This window comes from Psychrobacter sp. P2G3 (assembly GCF_001593285.1).
Classification (GTDB): Bacteria; Pseudomonadota; Gammaproteobacteria; order Pseudomonadales; family Moraxellaceae; genus Psychrobacter.
Window position 1 is genome coordinate 602,848 of sequence record NZ_CP012529.1, and the last position, 19,775, is coordinate 622,622.

15 protein-coding genes and 1 tRNA gene are annotated in these 19,775 nt (G+C 43.4%); 5 read left to right on the forward strand and 11 right to left on the reverse strand.

The window, feature by feature from the left end:
• The first annotated feature begins 99 nt into the window (after window positions 1-99).
• From AK823_RS02535 to rimI, 3 genes are all read left to right on the forward strand, one after another.
• A tRNA-Thr gene (locus AK823_RS02535) sits at window positions 100-174 on the forward strand.
• Between the two features lie 430 nt (window positions 175-604).
• Window positions 605-1,795, forward strand: coding sequence for an elongation factor Tu (gene tuf, locus AK823_RS02540; protein WP_068034471.1), 1,191 nt, complete (start codon window positions 605-607; stop codon window positions 1,793-1,795).
• A 172-nt stretch (window positions 1,796-1,967) separates the two neighbouring features.
• Window positions 1,968-2,465 carry a ribosomal protein S18-alanine N-acetyltransferase gene (gene rimI, locus AK823_RS02545; RefSeq protein WP_068325964.1) on the forward strand — a complete coding sequence of 166 codons (498 nt, stop codon included), beginning with the start codon at window positions 1,968-1,970 and terminating at the stop codon, window positions 2,463-2,465.
• Window positions 2,466-2,516: 51 nt separating this feature from the next.
• Here rimI and AK823_RS02550 read toward each other — a convergent pair whose 3' ends face one another.
• The 3 genes from AK823_RS02550 to trxB all read right to left on the reverse strand — a co-directional run bounded on the left by AK823_RS02550 (window position 2,517) and on the right by trxB (window position 4,900).
• The gene (locus AK823_RS02550) at window positions 2,517-2,954 is read right to left on the reverse strand and encodes a MerR family transcriptional regulator (protein WP_068325967.1); all 438 of its coding nucleotides are present in this window, start codon (window positions 2,952-2,954) and stop codon (window positions 2,517-2,519) included.
• 107 nt (window positions 2,955-3,061) lie between these two features.
• Complete coding sequence (aat, locus tag AK823_RS02555; protein WP_068325969.1) at window positions 3,062-3,865, reverse strand: leucyl/phenylalanyl-tRNA--protein transferase; 804 nt, start codon at window positions 3,863-3,865, stop codon at window positions 3,062-3,064.
• Window positions 3,866-4,900 (reverse strand): thioredoxin-disulfide reductase, encoded by a 1,035-nt coding sequence (trxB, locus tag AK823_RS02560; RefSeq protein WP_068325971.1) that lies wholly within the window; start codon window positions 4,898-4,900, stop codon window positions 3,866-3,868.
• A gap of 605 nt (window positions 4,901-5,505) precedes the next feature.
• Here trxB and AK823_RS02565 point away from each other — a divergent pair.
• Window positions 5,506-8,769: a DNA translocase FtsK gene (locus tag AK823_RS02565; RefSeq protein ID WP_068325972.1), complete on the forward strand. Its 3,264-nt coding sequence runs from the start codon at window positions 5,506-5,508 to the stop codon at window positions 8,767-8,769.
• A 187-nt stretch (window positions 8,770-8,956) separates the two neighbouring features.
• Window positions 8,957-10,450, forward strand: a complete 1,494-nt coding sequence (locus AK823_RS02570) for an amidase (RefSeq protein WP_068325973.1) — start codon at window positions 8,957-8,959, stop codon at window positions 10,448-10,450.
• Window positions 10,451-10,507: 57 nt separating this feature from the next.
• Here the strand turns inward: AK823_RS02570 and AK823_RS02575 are convergent, their stop codons facing one another.
• From AK823_RS02575 to dapC, 8 genes are all read right to left on the reverse strand, one after another.
• Window positions 10,508-11,389, reverse strand: coding sequence for a class III extradiol ring-cleavage dioxygenase (locus tag AK823_RS02575; protein ID WP_082785614.1), 882 nt, complete (start codon window positions 11,387-11,389; stop codon window positions 10,508-10,510).
• 139 nt (window positions 11,390-11,528) lie between these two features.
• Window positions 11,529-12,017 (reverse strand): 23S rRNA (pseudouridine(1915)-N(3))-methyltransferase RlmH, encoded by a 489-nt coding sequence (gene rlmH / locus AK823_RS02580; RefSeq protein ID WP_068325974.1) that lies wholly within the window; start codon window positions 12,015-12,017, stop codon window positions 11,529-11,531.
• Window positions 12,018-12,078: 61 nt separating this feature from the next.
• Window positions 12,079-12,609, reverse strand: a complete 531-nt coding sequence (locus AK823_RS02585) for a YetF domain-containing protein (protein ID WP_068034485.1) — start codon at window positions 12,607-12,609, stop codon at window positions 12,079-12,081.
• Window positions 12,610-12,761: 152 nt separating this feature from the next.
• Window positions 12,762-13,277, reverse strand: a complete 516-nt coding sequence (locus AK823_RS02590; protein WP_068325976.1) for an ABZJ_00895 family protein — start codon at window positions 13,275-13,277, stop codon at window positions 12,762-12,764.
• Window positions 13,278-13,402: 125 nt separating this feature from the next.
• On the reverse strand, window positions 13,403-15,493 hold the full coding sequence (locus AK823_RS02595) for a D-alanyl-D-alanine carboxypeptidase (RefSeq protein WP_082785615.1): 2,091 nt from the start codon (window positions 15,491-15,493) through the stop codon (window positions 13,403-13,405).
• A gap of 59 nt (window positions 15,494-15,552) precedes the next feature.
• Window positions 15,553-16,158, reverse strand: coding sequence for a 3'-5' exonuclease (locus AK823_RS02600; RefSeq protein WP_068034491.1), 606 nt, complete (start codon window positions 16,156-16,158; stop codon window positions 15,553-15,555).
• Window positions 16,159-16,175: 17 nt separating this feature from the next.
• A complete protein-coding gene (locus tag AK823_RS02605; protein WP_068325982.1) occupies window positions 16,176-18,185 on the reverse strand; it encodes a DUF294 nucleotidyltransferase-like domain-containing protein in 2,010 nt (669 codons plus the stop codon).
• A gap of 225 nt (window positions 18,186-18,410) precedes the next feature.
• The gene (gene dapC, locus AK823_RS02610) at window positions 18,411-19,667 is read right to left on the reverse strand and encodes a succinyldiaminopimelate transaminase (protein ID WP_068325990.1); all 1,257 of its coding nucleotides are present in this window, start codon (window positions 19,665-19,667) and stop codon (window positions 18,411-18,413) included.
• Window positions 19,668-19,775 lie beyond the last annotated feature (108 nt).

Here is a 19,775-nt window from a genome sequence, read left to right on the forward strand (position 1 = left end):
GCAAATCATTATTGAACAATTAATCACGACAATCAGTTATCATTATTGACTGTTTCGTGATATTTTTTTTAGTAAACCCATAAGGGTTACCTAAAATACGCTCATATAGCTCAGCGGTAGAGCACTCCCTTGGTAAGGGAGAGGTCTTGAGTTCAATTCTCAATATGAGCTCCATTTATTATTCATATGATTTTTGCAACGTTAACGTTGTGTGCAGTTATGGGTTACCAAGATATTCACGTTATACAAAAATATAAAGTTCTGCGCTGATATTGAAAAACGTAAAGTCAACTCGGTAAATGATAATTTAAAGGTAACACCGAGGTGTTGCCTTTTAGTGCTGTCAGTATATTAGTTATTATGTAAGCTACTAAGATATGATAAGTTACTGACATAAGTTACTACCTATTATAATGACCGCATATACTGAAAAGATTGAAAATGTTAGCATAGTGCCCATATAGTATGTTTATGCTAATAACTAAAGTTTAATAGTTCTACCCTAGCGTCAACGGTTTGATGGTTTTAATTCTGTCATAAGCCGTCAAACAGCTATTTACCGATCTTTGATTAATGAAGATTCACCAATAAAGAGGAAATACCCATGGCAAAGGCCAAGTTTGAACGTCTAAAACCACATGTCAACGTTGGTACCATCGGACACGTTGACCACGGTAAAACCACCCTTACCGCTGCTATCGCAACCGTAGCTGCTAAAACTTCAGGCGGCGAAGCCAAAGACTACGCGTCTATTGACTCAGCCCCAGAAGAAAAAGCACGTGGCATCACCATCAACACCTCACACGTAGAATATGACACCGAAGCACGTCACTACGCACACGTTGATTGCCCAGGTCACGCTGATTATGTTAAAAACATGATCACTGGTGCCGCTCAAATGGACGGCGCAATCCTAGTCGTATCAGCGACCGATGGCCCAATGCCACAAACGCGTGAGCACATCTTGCTATCACGTCAGGTTGGCGTACCATACATCATCGTATTCATGAACAAATGCGACATGGTCGATGACGAAGAATTGCTTGAGCTAGTAGAAATGGAAGTTCGTGAACTTCTTAACGACTACGACTTCCCAGGCGACGACACCCCAATCATCAAAGGCTCTGCTACCGAAGCCCTAAAAGGCAACGAAGGCCCATACGGCGAACCAGCAGTTGTTGAACTACTAAACGTACTAGACACCTACATCCCAGAGCCAGAGCGTGACATCGACAAAGCATTCCTAATGCCAATCGAAGACGTATTTTCAATCTCAGGTCGTGGTACCGTCGTAACTGGTCGTGTTGAATCAGGTATCGTACGTGTTGGTGACGAGATTGAAATCGTTGGTATCCGTGACACCCAAAAAACCACCTGTACGGGTGTAGAGATGTTCCGTAAACTGCTTGACGAAGGTCGTGCAGGCGAAAACTGTGGCGTACTACTACGTGGTACTAAGCGTGAAGACGTACAACGTGGCCAAGTACTAGCTAAGCCAGGTTCAATCACCCCGCATACCAAATTTGACGCAGAAGTATATGTACTGTCAAAAGAAGAGGGTGGTCGTCATACACCATTCCTAAACGGCTATCGTCCACAGTTCTACTTCCGTACCACTGACGTAACTGGCGCAATCCAATTACAAGACGGTACTGAAATGGTTATGCCTGGTGATAACGTTGAGATGGGCGTAGAGCTTATCCACCCAATCGCTATGGACAAAGGCCTACGCTTCGCTATTCGTGAAGGCGGCCGTACTGTAGGCGCTGGTGTTGTTGCTAACGTATTGAACTAAGATTTAACCCACTCAGAGCAATCTGAGAGAGTTAAACCGTAGTCGAAAAGCCATTCTCATAGAGGGTGGCTTTTTTGTGGGTGAAATAAGGGGATTAAATAATATAAGTGAACAACGATTAACGTTTACGATAAAATAAGCGCATTAAATAATAAGAATAAAAGGACAGGCCGTGTTCATTGTAGAAAGTATAGAAGAGCTGCCAATTAACGTAATAGAGTTTGAACAAGTGATTCAAGCAGTAGCAAATATTGAAGCTATGGTACAGCCGCAAGACATGTGGACTTATGAGACGTTAATCGAATTGCTCAAGCAAGATAGTATTAAGATGCTTAGTATTTGTGAGCAACAAGAGGAGGCTATCAATAATAAGGTAGTTGGTTATTGTTTATATCAAGTGGTTTTTGAACAAGCAGAAATTTTACGTATTGGCACCCATCCTGACTATCAGCGCCAAGGTATCGCATCGCAAATTTTTACTAGCTTAAATAAAGATCTACAGAATCAGAAGGTGGAGAGCTTACTATTAGAGGTACGCGCAGATAATTTTGCAGCTATTACCTTATATGAGCAGCAAGGATTTACAGTGATTCACAGACGTAAAGGCTATTATCAAGCACCGCATCAGCCAACAGTTGACGCTTTAATTATGCAGCGCATTTATTTTTAATCACCATTTTTAGCCCATGAGAGGTTCACTCGTTCAGATTGAGGACACGCCCTAAGGTTGTAAAGGTATTTTCTTTTTACAGACTTCAACATCGAGTTTATAGTCACTGTCTGTTCTCATACGCTCTAAAATATCAATTCTTTCGCTTAACATCTCTACCATAACACTGATATTGGCTTGTTGTTTTCTAACTTGTGCCAGTTTTTGCTGCGTAAGCATCAGCTGCAAATCAATATCTAGCTGACCGTCATAATAATCATTGAGACTATCCTTGATTTCAATAAGGGTGAAGCCAATAGCCTGTGCGCTTTTAATGAGCTCAATACGTTCTACGCATTCTGGATGAAACTCAGTATACAGCCGTGATCCAGCTTGGCGTTTACGCGATTTTAGCAGCCCTAGTTGATCGTAATGGCGTACTGTATCTTTGGTCGTATTGGCCTGTACTGCCAACGTTCCAATCAGTAAAAATGATGTATCAGCTGCCATAGGGTAATCTCATAAATGTAATGATTAACAAAAAGGGGAGGGATAAAAAAGCTCTGAATTCATGCAATGACATAGACAGAAGACTACGTGTGCTTTGGTTTTATTTTTTAAACATTTATTTGCCATGCTTCTGACATATCCAGTCTAGCAACTGCCATCGGTTTATGAGAATTATTTTGCCATTGTACCGAATGGCCTCCAATAAGCGTGTCCAACTGTGTCAAAAAATCAGCACGTGGCAAGGTCTTAGCCCCTAAGCTCATCAGATGTTCATTGGGCAGTTGACAGTCTACAAGCGCTACATTACTTTGTTCACATAAACGCATCAAGCCCCAAAATGCCAGTTTAGAAGCATTAGAGCTACGGTGAAACATTGACTCACCAAAATAGATACTGCCTATTTTTAGACCATACAAACCACCAATAAGTTGCCCGCTATCATCCCAAACCTCAACGCTATGAGCAAAGCCGTGTGCATGTAGCTCGGTGTAAGCCTCAATCATCTCATCGTGAATCCATGTGTGCTCACCATCATGTTCATCATTGAGGCCATTGCTACGCGGTAAGCTACAAGCGCGTATGACGTCATCAAATGCTTGATTAAGTGTAAGCTGCCAGCGTTCCTTTTTGGCCTGACGGCGTAGTGATTTACTTGGCACATAATCAGTCGGTATCATCACACAGCGCGGCTCAGGGCACCACCACGCAATAGGTTCATCTTCATTAAACCAAGGAAACAATCCCTGTGCGTAAGCTGAAATAAGTGTTTCAGGTGCTAGATCACCACCTATAGCGACAATCCCAATGCCATCAGGATCAACAACGGCAGGGCTTGGGAAGTCATAACGCCCAAGACTTTTTAGGGTCTCAGGCGTGATATGAGGGGTAAGCTGTTGAGAGAAATGACTCATTTAAGCTTCATTATCAGCAGTTAAGGTTGATGCATAAGTATGATCAGTAGCAACGGCTTCACCGATAGCATCCAGATATTTTTCTGCATCAAGTGCTGCCATACAGCCAGTACCAGCTGAAGTAATCGCCTGACGATAAACATGATCGGCTACGTCGCCTGCTGCAAATACGCCTTCAATACTGGTTTGGGTCGCATTGCCATTCAGACCACTATTAACAATAATGTAGCCATCTTTCATGTCTAGCTGATCTTTGAATAAACCAGTATTTGGCTTATGACCAATGGCAACAAACATGCCATGGCTGTCTAACTGCTTGGTGCTACCATCAAGCATAGATTCGATGATAACCCCATTGACACCCATGTCATCGCCGACTACTTCTTTAACTTTGTGATTCCATTCTATTTTGACATTACCATTCTTGGCTTTTTCAAACAATTTGTCTTGTAAGATTTTTTCAGAACGCAAGCTATCACGGCGATGTACCAAGGTCACTTCAGAGGCAATATTTGATAAATATAAAGCTTCTTCAACTGCCGTATTACCGCCACCAATGACAGCGACTTTTTGGTCTTTGTAAAAGAAGCCATCACAAGTAGCACAGGCAGAAACGCCTAAACCTCTAAATTTGGTTTCTGATTCTAGACCTAAATACTGAGCAGAAGCACCTGTTGAGATAATAAGCGCATCACAAGTATAGCTGCCATTGTCGCCAGTCAGCTTAAAAGGACGCTCGCTTAAATCGACAGCATTAATGTGGTCATAAACCAATTCGGTACCGAAGCGTTCGGCATGGGCTTTCATACGATCCATAAGGGCAGGACCTGTTAGATCATGAGCATCGCCTGGCCAGTTGTCGACTTCAGTAGTGGTGGTTAATTGTCCACCCACTTCCATACCAGTAACCATAACAGGCTTTAGGTTGGCACGCGCTGCATAAACAGCGGCAGAATAACCTGCTGGACCTGAGCCTAGAATAATAAGTTTTTCGTGACGGGCGTCTTGAATAGCAGTAGTGTTTTCAGTTGACATGTTTTTTCCTTGCTAAATAATAATGATTAACTATTAGAAATTATTGAGTGCTGTTAATTATATGTGATACTAACATAAGGGTCGTTGCTATAAAGTGCAAGTTTGCTAAAACAAATATGGATATTATTAGAATTAAATCAGACTTGATAGCTGCTAATTCCGAGTGATTGTGGCACTATTTTTAAATGATTCGCTTTTACTCTTTTATCGATGTATCTGCTTACTCATAAATCCGTTATGAATGTGTTTTCTTGGCCTGTTTCTTAATAACAGGGTCGCCACTTGACCTATGTATTTGTTATTATAAGAAGTTATGCTAAATGCGTTAGATCCTAAATGATATCTTGTATCGATAGGCCTGCATTTGGCAAATGTAAAGCATTGAAGACGTATTTTACGTTATAAGTGGTTAGTTTTTATCTTATAAATGGCTACTTTTACGTCATGAATGACTATGAGATACCTTATAATAGCTATTTTATGACAGACACTTTTTGGTTATAAAAATTTAGCTACGTAAATTTATGTCAGCACTTTATGTCAGCATGGTTAGGCTTAATCATGAGTTGACGACTATTTAGTATGGATAACAAGGCAGATTCTACGTGATATCAGCACCGCTTATTGAGTATTTAAAAAAAGGGATATTTACCTTCCTTGGGATAATTTTGGCAGTTTATCTGTTCGTTATTTTGCTGACTTATACTGGCAATGATCCCAGCTGGTCGCATATCAGCAGTGATATGACAACGATTAATAATATGGGCGGCTCAACGGGCGCATGGTTGTCTGACCTATTCTATAGCTTCTTTGGCTTTGGTGCATGGTGGCTACTGGCTTTTTTAGTCTACGAATCTATCTTGATTTGGTGGGAAAATAAGCCGACGTTTTGGTTGCTGCGACTGGTTGCTTATGTCTTTTTGTTATTGAGTAGTAGCGCTTTATTCGCTCAGCTCGTTGCGTTAGTGCAGCATGTTGCAGATCCCATAGCATCAGGCCTTGAAGGTGTCGCTGGCGGCATTATTGGGCTGGAATTACAAGCGCGCTTAACGCAGCTGTTATCGCAGTGGGGGAGTGTGTTGTTTTTGGCGGTATTTGTCGTCATTACGGCGACTTTTGCTTTTAATATTCATTGGCATGCACTGTATCGTAGACTTACCGATTTATCATGGCTTGGCTCAGGTGTAAAAGACAATAGTGATCAGTATAACTACAGTCAACAAGGCTCTGATAATCAAGCATCCAATGATGAAAAAAGCAATGCAGCTCAGAACTCAGCTGCCAATGCTAGCAATACTAAAAGCGCTGAACGTAAAGCCAAACAAAGTGCAAATGACTATGAGCAACTACCACTTGAGCTACAAACCGCCGGCGTAAGCCATGCGCCAGATAATAGTAGCCGCTTTAGTCATGCACTAACGGATTTCTTAGCCAAGTCAGGACTTGGGGCTAGCGTTAAGGCGACTGTCGCGGCCGATGCTTCTGCGGAATCTATTGCAAGTCAGGCTAGTATGTATGACAGCTCGCAGGCGTCAGCTCCTGTATCGAACAACTATACTGAAAAATCTAATAATAATGTGCAAGCAGTAGCAGCTACTACTATGCCTACCCGTAAAGTTGAGCCTAGCTTTGCATGGAATGACGCTGGTACGGTCAATGATTTACTGGCGACGGAAGCTGAAAAAGATCAATACATGCCGACGCCTACTGCTGATCCAGTCATATCCGCGCCTGTAGAAACGCATGCAAATTTTGAGCAAGCAGTAGAATTTGATGAAACGAGATTCTATGAAAACAAATTTGAAGAAATAGATAGTAATGTTGCTAACGAACAGACGCCGAGCTTAGATGAGTTAGCGAATAATTGGTTAGCTGAAAATGAGCCTGCGAATACAGCATCTTCGTTTGATAACACTATCTCTTCTGACAACATGAGCAATGACTATCAAAATCCGACAAACGACGCTGAGGTAGTAAGTGAACAAAGCTCTCCAGTAATCGAAGACCAGCCTGTAGTTGTAGAGCCTGCGATAGAAGAGAGAGAAACCGTAACAGCTAAAGCTGAAGTTAAAGAAAGTCTGCAAGTGCAAGAGCCAGTTGTACCAGCAGATATGACACCAACCAATACACCGCCTGCTAATCCAAAAGCTGCGCCAACGGTACAAATAGCCGACCCAGTTACAAATGCTGAGCTGATAGCAGCACCTAAGCCAACAGTGAGCTTTTCGGTACCGGATGGTGATAGTAGTAACCATATCACCGATATGATGCCAGAAGATGATAGTCGTTCTGATGATTCTAATACGCTAGTTATGCCAGATATTAGTGATGATGCAGCCTTTGCTAAACGTTCACGTGCGATGCAAACGGCTGAATATCGTGGTAGTTTGACGCCTATTCCAGAAGTATCTATTTTAGATAAGCCAGACCCTGATCGTAAGCCAAGCTATACCATCGTCGAGCTTGAGCAATTGTCAGAGCTATTAGAGATTAAACTTCAAGAGTTCAATGTTAAGGCATCTGTGGTTAATGCTATTCCAGGCCCCGTCGTCACCCGCTTTGAAGTGGATCTTGCGGCTGGGATAAAAGCCAGTAAGGTCACAGGCATTTCACGTGATTTGGCACGTTCGTTATCGATGGCATCATTACGCGTAGTCGAGGTTATTCCGGGCAAACCTTATATTGGCATCGAAGTGCCCAATAAACAGCGCGAGATGGTGCGCCTAATTGAGTTACTTAACACCGAAAAATTCAAAGATCCCAAAGCCCAAATCAGCATGGCAATGGGTAAAGATATCGGTGGCAATCCTATTATCACTGATCTTGCTCGCGCGCCGCATATGTTGGTTGCTGGTACGACAGGCTCTGGTAAATCGGTATTGGTAAATTCAATGCTACTGTCCATGCTACTCAAATATACACCGAATGAGCTGCGTCTTATCCTCATTGATCCAAAGCAGCTAGAGCTGGCAAACTATAATGACATTCCCCATCTATTGACGCCTGTAGTCACTGATATGACGGAAGCCGCTAGTGCCTTATCTTGGTGTGTGGCAGAGATGGAACGTCGTTATCAATTAATGAGCCTACTTAAAGTACGTAAGCTTAACGAGTTTAATAAAAAGGTTATCGCTGCTGAAAAATCGGGCAATCCGATGCTCGATCCTTTATGGCGACCTAACGATAATGTGAGCATTGACCAAGCACCGAAGCTCAAAACCTTGCCGATGATTGTCATTGTCGCTGATGAGTTTGCCGATATGATTATGCAGGTCGGTAAGCAAGCAGAAGAGCTTATCACCCGCTTAGCACAAAAATCGCGGGCGGCAGGTATTCACTTGATGCTTGCCACTCAGCGTCCATCGGTAGATGTCATTACTGGTTTGATTAAGGCCAATATTCCAGTACGGGCGGCATTACGTGTTAACTCAAAAGTAGATTCGCGGACAATTTTGGATAGTGGCGGTGCAGAAGACATGCTCGGCAACGGTGATATGTTGTTCTTAGGGCCAGGACAGATTGAACCCGATCGTGTCCATGGTGCTTATGTCAGTGACGAAGAAGTCAACCGTGTGTGTGATGCATGGCGCGAGCGCGGCGCACCGGATTATATCGATAATATGGCCGGTAATTTTGAGCTATCGAGTCCTGGTGGTGGTAGTAGCGGGGCTAGTGCCTCTGGCGAAGACGACGATCTTTATAATGATGCAGTCGCCTTTATCATGGAAACCCGCAAAGTATCTGCTTCTAGTATTCAGCGCAAATTTAGCATCGGTTATAACCGTGCCGCGCGCATCGTCGACTCCATGGAGGAAGCTGGACTGGTTAGTTCCATGGGTAAAAGTGGTAAGCGTGAGTTATTGATGTAGAGCATGGGTTTGATTGCATCAAGAAAAAGCGAGTCGCAATAGTGGCTCGTTTTTTTGTTTCAATAAATAGAGTAATGAACATAGCAGTACTGATAAGGTATCTACTTGTTTATTATTTAAACCGATATACTTAGGACGTGTTTGACAGCTCACAAGTAAAATTACTTTTTAAGCAAGGATGCAAAATATGTTTAAAGAATATACTCAGTACGACGCGCTAGGATTAGCAGGATTAGTGAATTCAGGACAAGTCAGCGCCAAAGAATTATTAGATGCTGCGGTAAATCAAGCCAATCGACTTAATCCAAAGCTTAATGCCATTATTCACCGTTTCGATGAGCGTGCTTATAATGCCGCGCAAACAGGATTACCGAAAGGCGCATTTACTGGCGTCCCTTATCTTCTCAAAGATTTGTCTTTTTATTTTGCCGATGAGCCATTAACGATGGGCAGTCGTAGTGTCAATATCGTGACCGATTACGACAGTGAAATTGTCAAACGCATGAAAGCCAGTGGCGTTAACACTTTTGGCAAGACCAATACCCCCGAGTTTGGTTTAATCATCACTACTGAGCCCAAAGCGCATGGCGCCACCCACAACCCATTCAAAAAGGGCTATAGCTCTGGTGGCTCATCTGGCGGTAGTGCAGCGGCAGTTGCGAGTGGCATTGTGCCGATGGCAGGTGCAGGAGATGGTGGTGGCTCGATACGCTTTCCTGCAGCATGGTGCGGTGCATTTGGCCTTAAACCTAGCCGTGGCCGCAATCCAATCGGCCCAGCATTTGGTGAAGGCTGGGATGGCGCAATCGCCGATCACGTAATCACGCGCACGGTGCGCGATAGTGCAGCGATGCTGGATGCGACTAGTGGCGCTGAGGTTGGTGCACCTTACGTCATCGCACCACCTAAGGGGACATTTTTACAAGCAGCGATGCGTGCACCTCGTCCGCTAACAATTGCTTTACATCAGCAGCCGTTAATTGCCAATACAGTAGTGGATAAAGAGGTATTAGCGGTCCTTGAACGAACCGCTAAGCAATTGGAGGCCATGGGGCATCGCGTTGTGCCAGCTGAGCCAGACATCGATATCGAAAAATTCTGGCATGATTTCATAGTGGTGGTTTGCGCCCATACAGCCTTTACTATTGATAATGTTGAGCGCTGCCATGGCAAACAGCATGTGCAAAATCTTGAGCCACAAACTTATAATATGGCGATACTTGGGCGCTCATTATCTGCAGTGGATTTAGTACATGCCAAACATGGCTGGCATAACAGCCAATATCATACTGGTAAGCTACTTGAGCAATACGATATGATTCTATGTCCAACCGTACCGACAGCAGCGGTGAAGCATGGAGTATTGCCACCAAGCCGAGTAGAAGAGATGCTAATGAACACCTCTGGTCTATTAAGTAAAGGCGTGAATATGGGTAAGTATACTTTTAGCTCAGGTATGATTGAGAAGCTCAGCCACCCCGTGTTGAGTAAAATGGCGTTTACTTTGTTAGGCAATATTACTGGTTTACCTGCCATGTCTTTACCACTCGGCATGAGTAAAAAAGGCTTGCCAATTGGAATGCAATTGATCGGAAGGATGAATGACGAGACGACGCTATTAAGCTTAGCAGGAGAGATAGAGCGTGCGGGTTTATTTACAAAGCCCGCATTTGCTAAATAACGTTAATAACTGACATTTAAACAACTGATATTTAAAATCAGTTATAACAAACGCACTTTAGTCAAAGCGATAGATATCCATCCCAAGACTATGGTGCGCCATGCTTTCATGGACGACAGACACACGTTGACCCGCCCCTAAAGCAAAGAATAACGGTAATAAATGCTCGTCACTTGGATGGATGTTTTTATAGTTAGGATACTGTTGCCAATCTAACGCAGACGGAATATCTGTTTTAAGTTGTTGTAATAACCACAATTTAAAGTCTTTGGCGGCAGGGTCAATACTATCAGCTTGCCAGCGTAGTGCCTGCAAATTATGAGTAATGTTACCTGAGCCAATGACAAGCATTTGTTGCTCGCGCAGATGGGCAAGCTGCGCACCCAGCTGATAGAGAGACACACTATCATAATGCCGGGGTAGCGATATCTGTACGATAGGGACATCTGCTTCTGGATACAGATGTTTGAGCGGCGACCATACACCATGATCGCAGACCCGCATCGGATTAACCCTGCAAGTAATACCGCGTGCAGTCAGCTGCTGCGCTAGTGATTCAGCAAGCTCAGCATGGCCTAAGGCCGGATACTGCAACTCATGCAATTCGGGATCAAATCCTGAAAAGTCATGCCAAGTCTTAGGTTTGGGGTTGCTGCTAATTTCAAGTTTTTCGGATAACCAATGCGCAGACATGATGACAATAGCCCGAGGCTTAGGTAGGTTGTGTCCTATCCGCGCAAGGGCATTAGTAGTTGCCGACTGCTCAATAGCAAGAGTCGGTGCACCGTGGGATATGAATAACGCTGGCAGCCTTGCCGCATTTTTTAATCCTGCAGGCGCGTCTGCCCAAGCTACGGCAGCACTTATTGGCTTGATAGCTTTAGCATCATCATAGTAATTATTAGACGGGGTATATTTAGAAAATTTCGGATAGCTCATGTACCGTTTATTAGGGCGCGCAAGGGTTTTTCAATCTATTGAGCCAGTCATATTTTATTGCGCTTAATTCTATTGCGCTTAGTTTTCTGATAAATTAGTTTTCTGATAGATTAGTTTTACGACATTTATATAAGTGTCTTTAGTTGCCACGGTGATAAGGATGGTTATGATTGATACTCATCGCCCGATACAACTGCTCCATTAATACCACTCGTACTAAAGGATGCGGCAACGTCAATGCTGACAATGACCATTTTACATCTGCCTGTGCCAATACTTCTTGTGAGACGCCATCTGCACCGCCAATGACCAACGCAATATCATCGCCTTGCTGCATAGCATCCGCGAGCTTTTCTGCCAGATCTTCTGTCGATAGCATTTTACCTTTGACATCCAGTACCCACAGTTGCTCACGTGCAGCAGTTGCGTGAGCTGCCAAGATGGTCTGACCTTCTTGCTCGCGATACTGCGCCAAATTGGCATCAGAAGGATTTCTGGCACGTTTGGCTGCGGCAAGCTCAACGATTTCAGTGCTGAGCATGGGCTGAATACGTTTATAGTATTCATTAAAGCCGCTTTGCACCCAACTAGGCATCTTATTACCAACGGTTAAGAGTCGTGCTTTCATTGCCGTTTATTCCTTAGCTTTTTGTATTTGGTTTATCTTATAACAAGTAAACAGAATCTGTTTAATCGGTTAATGGCGATAGCGTTTCAGAAATAGTATCTGTATTCTGATCATTACTATCTTTAGTAATAACGGTCAACTTAGCATCAGATTCAAAGACAATCGCTTCAATCTCATTTAAGCTGCTGATACCTTCAGAACGCATCGCACATTCAAGCTCCTGACGAGTCAAGCGTTCTGCACGCATAGCATCCGGTAAATACTGTCCTTGATAAAAAACAATGCGTGGCTCAGATAAAATGACGCTGCTAAATTGCGGTGAAATCGAGGCGTATTTAGTCACTAAAAACTGTAATAAATAGAGCACTAAGATAGAGCTAAACCCTTCAATAAGGGGAACGTCTTTGAGCAAAATAGTACTCGCACCTAACGAGCCGATCATCACGGTGACGATCCAATCGAAGTTATTCAGCTGTGATGTAGAGCGCTTACCAGAGACCTTTGTAATTAGCACAATTAACACGTATACCATAACTGTAGTTAGGACAATACGCCCAAGCTTGTCTATGTTGTCAAAAAAGAGCATTTCCATCGTATTTACTCCTATCAATAATACAAAGCGATTCAAATTTTAAAGTTAGCGGCTCAAATATGAACAATTTAAACTAACTAAAACCAGCGTAACGGAATTTACGCTGTAATAGTGCAAAAACTTTGTAGTACGTTGTAGGTAGCTGCCAGACCTTAAGAGGTTTTGCGTTTTGGATTAAGGAGACGATTCAGCAGCAAAATACTTATCCGCGCGCTGATAAAAGTGAGTACCAATATCATTACTAATGCAGAGAGTAGAGGGAGAGGTTGCTGCATAGTCATCTCAAGTAACACCTCACGGCTTACCGCATCAAACAGCAAGAACCATATCCCTAAGAAGTAAATGGCAGTAAGCAGCCAAACAACACCAACCCCGCCGAACATTAAGCGATTGATCTCATCTCTATCCAGTGCCCGCTGTTGGTGCTTGATAAATTTATTCACAGCAATATAAGCGCCAACCATGATGGACAGTACCGTGACCAGTTGCGAGTTGAGGGCAACTTGGGTTTGAATCATCATAAATATCGTACTGGTAATAATATAGCCAATTGCAAAAAAACCGATATATTGAGCCATTTTGGGTTGAGTTGATTTAGAGTTTTGCGATAATCCATTACGTCCTGACTGAGTATTAGACTTGCTAAGTTTGGTTGTCTTGCGTGCCATAAGCTGACCTTTATAAAGGTAAAAACGTGCAGTTGATATAAATGTAATAAGTATTCGATAAAATCGTAACAAAAGCCACAATAAATACTGCGCCTAATTCTTTGAAGCTGCTTCTTTAAAAAAAATTAGTGCTGTGCGGTCCAGTCGAGCATGGTGTCTAACACCGTTCTAGCCGTATAAGCATTTAGCGCCTGTTCGGTATTAATAAGGCCAACGACGACATAATCCTGTCCAGATGTCCCTTTGACATAACCTGCCATCGAAGTCACGTTATTTAAGGTGCCTGTTTTTATCCATGCACGGCCAATGGCTGCCGACTCAGGTAGGCGCTCGCTATGAGCGGCAATAGTACCACTGACACCCGCGATGCCTAAAGAGCTGACGTACGCGTCAAAGCTTGGATGATTATAAGCGTATGTTAACAGCTCGCTTAAGTTGACGGCAGTTATTGTACAGTCGCGGCAAAGTCCTGAACCATTGGTTAAGTACGGCGGCGGAGTGCTTAGATTGGCTTGCCACCACTGGTTCATGGTTTGTAAGGCAGCAGGATAGCCCGTAGTAGTAGGCTTACCAAATTGGTATAAGCTGCTTGTTTTACTGTTTATTATTTTATTATTAGCTGTTTCATCATGGTTCGCTTTATCACTGTTTGTGCTAAACGTCTCAACAGTAGCGATGTGTGCTTCAGTGGTTTTGGCTTTGTCGTAAGCCCCAATCGATAGCGCCACTTGCTCGGTCATGACATTATTAGAGAAGTGATTGATGTCATAAATTTGCTGAGTTAAGTTTAAGGATGGATAGCTGACAAGAGGTAGCGGTGACATAGGGAGCGCTGCCAGACCACGTGTTGGTTTTGTGTTTTTCAACGCCTCGTAAGGAGTTTCTTGAGTGATGACCTTTCCGCTCAGCGTATTTCCCAGCTCTTGCCATTTGGCGGCGATGACACGCGCAGCAAAATCTTTGGCATTAGGATACGCGACATAAAAGGCATGCTCCCCGCAGCTATCTGGTAGATTGGCATTCAAAGCTAGCTGTTGTGGCTGCCACTGAGGTGCTAAGCTATAACTAGCTTGACCACAGGAAGCTGAGCGTGTGTTGATCGTGTTAGGCATCTGATAATTTGCTAATTGCGGTTTATAAGTCAGCTGCGCCTGTCCATTAGCTAATGGATAGCTTTGGATACCGATAGTGCTAAAGTTCACCAAAAACCCATCAGGGCTGGCGTTATAAGGTCGCAGTGGTGCGTTATCAAACGCCGCAGGATCTTTGCCAACATTTTCAAAAACCCCGCTATCGATGATAATATCACCATTAATATGACGAATACCTGAAGCTTGCACTTTGTAAAGCAGCTGTTGCAAACGCTCATGGGTCATCTTGGGATCGCCACTCCCTTGAATAACTAAGTCACCAAGTAGACGATCGCCGATAATAATACCCGTATGATAGACGCGTGTATGCCAGACAAAGTTAGCGCCTAGCGTATCTAAAGCAATAAAGCTGGGCACAAGTTTCATGGTGCTGGCTGGCGTACGTGCGATGTCTGGTTGATGACTCAATAAGGGTGAGAAAGAAATTTTGATAGTTGGCGTAGCAACATTAGCATTATCTATGTCGTTGGCGTTGGCGTTGGCATCTTCATTACTATTAGCATTGTTAATAGACTTTGAGCTTGCATTATCTGAGAGTACTGTTGGAATGCTTTCTAAGCTTTGATAAGTATAAGGGTCGTCAGTATAAGCGTGTAATTTTTGCTCATGCTTTTTAATCGTGCGCTTCTCAATAGTAGTCAATGTAATCTGCTGGCTAGCATCGTTTTTGACATTGTTATTCTTATTCTGTGTCGTTTTTTGACTAATGCTATTAGTTTCAGAAGGGGTGCTCGCAAGCTTAGTCTGATTGACAAGCTTTGGTTCACTGTCGTCATTAACACTGCTGTCAATAACTTTAATCGGAGAGGGCAGTCGACTGGCGTTTTTATCACCCACTGGGGTAATGACAATACTGATATCGGTCGCTGTCAAATCTGCTCGCGATAGTGCTTCTTGGATAGCTTCTGGTAGTGCTGCTTGTGCGTAAAGTGGCGATACAATAGCCGTTGCCAATAGTGCAAGCATTGATAAGCGTTTGCTAGACTGATTCGACGGTCGCAAATAAGTGCAAGGAAGCTTCGGTTTGGTAGTAGGAGACATATAAAATTTGGAAGTGGGTTGCATGAGCAGTCTACCATCAGGTGGCAAAAACCGCATATGTTAACATGAATTGGCGACGAGCTTTAGCGTACATGCAAAAATGCCATTGCCGTCATGATGGCATCGTTATAGGCATCATGAATGCCGAGCTCAGGAATATCATAATGCGCCAAGATACTGGTCAGATGCTGTGATTGACCGGAAAGGCCTTGGGTTTGACCGCTCATGCGCCGACTATATAAATGTCGCACATCAATGACTTCGTTGGGTAAAGTAGTGCCCATATAGTGCTTCACCAAAGGATTTAGAAACCCAGTATCTATCTTTGGACAGAATCCCACTATCGGACGATTATCAATAAACGGTAGCAATAACGCCAGCATCTCATCGTAGCTCATACCATTTTCAACATCAGCGGTACGCAGACCATGAATTACAATGGTATCGCGGTCAGGCATCACAGGCGGCCTACAGACCAGATGCATACCATTACCTGTATCGATAGTATTTCCGTTGATATGAATGGCTGCTACAGATAATAAGTGATGCCTTTTCGGATTGAGCCCTGTCATCTCACAGTCAATCGCCACCCATTGCTCAGCCAAAGGTTTGCTAAACATCGATGCCAGCTCTGGACGCTGCAATTGCGACTTTTGCCATGTACACGACAACTGCTTTAGCCAATTCATATCAGTCTAACGTCCATTTATGATGCCTCTAGTTGATAGTGCTGCCGGAGCTGCGTTTTAAAGCTTTTTACCACGGCAAGACACTCTTTTAATAAATCACGCTCTAGCGCTGATAAGGTAGTCGGGTCGATGTGCCGTGCATACTTATCATCTGTAGAGAGTGCGACTGACAAACGCTGCGCCATAAAAAACTCCAAGGCTTCCGATAAGGTGTCAGCTCGCTCTTGGTTTAAAGCGCCAGCTTGTACCAAACCTTTAAGGCGACCTTTAGTGCTAGGTACTTTTAAAATATCATTTTCTAATGCCAAGGCGCGGATACCGTGTACCAGTGGAAAGATACCGGCTTTTTTGAGATCAATATCATGCGAGCTAGGTTTACCGCTTAATAACGGCACAAACTTTTGCCACCATTGATTGACATCACCGAACTGGAGCGCCGCCCGTACAAATTGCCGTACGAACATCCGATCTGATTGCCGATGAGCCGTTTTTAAATGTTCACGTATATCCTTTAGCAGGGATTCATCGCCGCAAACGTACTCACCATCAAGTATGGCGGATAAGTAAATACTGTGCATCGGATCAGTATTTTTAAACCATAAGCTAATTTGCGCTTTAAACGGTTTCAGCGGTTGCCGCCACATTGGGTTATTCATCATGATGTTGCCATCACATAGTGGATAACCAAGATCTGCTAAGTGGTTGTTAAATATATCAGCAAACTGCGCCAACTCAGGATGAGTAAATCCATCACGAATGATTAGCGCATTATCTTGGTCGGTACGCATGATTTGCTCACCGCGCCCTTCTGAGCCCATAACAATAACGCAGGTATTAGCCACGACCTCATCAGGAACAATAAGTTTCCAAAGCTTAGTAAAGACTTGCGCGTTTAGCGTTTGTACCATGCGGCTGACGATACCAATCTTGACACCGTTTTGATGCTGCGCACGAATGTAACGGCCAATGAGTTCGACCGCTGTATCTAGGCTATTTAAGTCCTTTGCTTGCTCAATTTGAATACTAATGAGCTGTGAGTGATGACCAAGATAAGCTAATACATCGCTTTGCCCCAGTACACCGACGACCTGACCTTTATTATCAATAACAGGTAAGCGATGGATACGGTAGCGAGTCATGGTCATTAGAGCATCACCAATCTCATTATCAGCATCAATAGTCCGTAGGTTGAAACTTGCAAAATGCTGGCAGGTAGTGGTAGCAGGATTCTGTTGTTCGCTGACCGCACGGCAGATGTCAGTATCAGTCAAGATACCTAGCTCACGATCTGAACGGCGGGTAATGCTATGATCAGTTTCAGGCTTAGAGATGCTTTCAGTATTGCTAAGCGTATCTATGGGTTGCTCTAATAAATGACTGGTTGGACGTACCAGCACATGCTTCAGTCCAGCTTCGGTCATGATCCGTGCAGCTTGGTGTAGGCTGTTATCGGCATCAATAATATGTACGGGCAATAAGGTTACATCAGTGACTGGTTGTAGCATGATTTGCTGGACTTCTTGCTGCGCAGTATAGCTTTCTGCATGCAATCCTAATGCTTGACCTTGCGTACTACGCCTTTGTTGTAGTGCTTTTAAGCGCTCAGGTAATTTGTCCGATAGTAGTTGGCGTACTAGATGATTTTGCGCGCTAATTTTATCGATAGCAGCACCATCAATTTGCAGCAACAAAGTATCTTCGTGAGCCGTATATTGATAGGGCTCAGTATTGGCATCGTTTTGTGATTTGACAATACGGCCTTGCGATTCAGGCGTGCGGCGACTATCGAACCAGTCGTTGCTGTTCAGTTGGTCGGAGTGATTACTACCAAAATAAGAAGCGACAAATTCGCCAGCTAGCGTTTGATCAACTTGTCCTTTTAATACCACAAAAAAGTTATGTAGGTCATCACTGGATAAGGATTCGTTTGCACCAAGATAGCGGACTTGGGTGTTTTTTTTGAGGCTTTGACGTTCAGTTAGACGCAGTACATCAAATGGTGGCTGAGTAAAATCAAGATGGGGCATGGCATCATCCTTGATGGCATAATCAATAAGAGCAGCTTACTATCAATAAGCTTCATAATAGAACAGAAGCAGTATCGACAGCATCAAAAGCAGAAAAGTTACTATCATAAAACGTTATCGTCTTACTATAGCATTATCTTACCATTCATAACATTATTGTTAATAAGGATATATTTAACCTAAAATTTCCAGCCTCTCATCTTTTAAGGTTTAGTACATCAACCTTTAACTCACCAGTTTGGCTTGTGCTGATAATAACTTGCGAATACGGTCAATCGCCTCGCGACTCTCTTCAACACTAGCAACGAGAGCGATACGGACATAACCTTGACCGGGATTTTTACCATTAACTTCACGTGATAAATAACGCCCAGCAAGCGCATGGATATTGGCTTGTTCGTACAAGGTTTTGACAAATATTTCATCATCACCGTCGAACTGCTCAGGAACTTTTACCCAAAAATAAAATCCTGCATCAGGCATGCGTAAGTCTAATAGCTCGCCTAATTCTGCCATCCATAACGCAAATTTTTCTTGGTATAGCGCTCTATTATGTGCGACATGCTTCTCATCTTGCCAAGCGGCAATCGATGCCAACTGATGCGGTATAGGCATCGCACAACCTTGGTAGGTGCGATATTGCACATAAGACTTTAGGATGGACTCGTCGCCTGCGATAAACCCTGAGCGCAGACCGGGTAGATTCGAGCGTTTGGATAGCGAATGAAATACAACACAGTTCTTGAAGTTATTACGACCAAGTTCTGTGCATGCTTGCAGCAAGCCAATAGGTGCTTTATCAAAGTATAGTTCGCTATAACATTCGTCGCTGGCGATGATAAAGTTGTATTGATCTGATAGGCGAATGAGAAACTCCCAATCATCCATGGTCATCACTGAGCCGGTCGGATTATTTGGGCTACAGATAAATAACAGCTGTGTTTGCTCCCAGACCTCTTTCGGTACAGCGCGATAATTGCCTTTAAAGTCATCATCTACGGTGCAAGGCACGAAGTATGGTGTTGCTTGTGCCAGTATCGCCGCCCCTTCATAAATTTGATAAAAGGGATTAGGCATCACGACTATAGGGTTACAAGGCTTGTTATCTATATTTGTTTGATCCACCTTGTCTGTACTTTCGTCATGATTAACCACCGCTTGTACAAAACTAAAAATAGCTTCGCGCGTGCCCATGACGGGTAGTACTTCGGTATTGGCATCAAGATGATGCAGAAAAAATCGCTTCTCAAGCCAATGCGCAATGGTTTGACGCAGCTCAAAACTACCGTCAGTGGTCGGATAACGACATAGTTTGTCTAAGTTTTCTCGTAATACGTCCAGCACAAAAGTTGGCGGTTCGTGTTTTGGTTCACCAATTCCAAGCTTAATCTCAGAATAATCGTTAGCTGGTATGCTGTCAGCTAACAGAGTCGCCATTTTGGCAAACGGATATGGATGCAAATACGTTAAGTTGTTATTCATAAGTTTGGTAACTATAATAGGCAGTTGATAATAAATGTATAAAGAAAAATTACATTTTAGCAGTGTAGCACTTCTCTTATTTTTTGTCTTTTCCATCTCACTCATGTT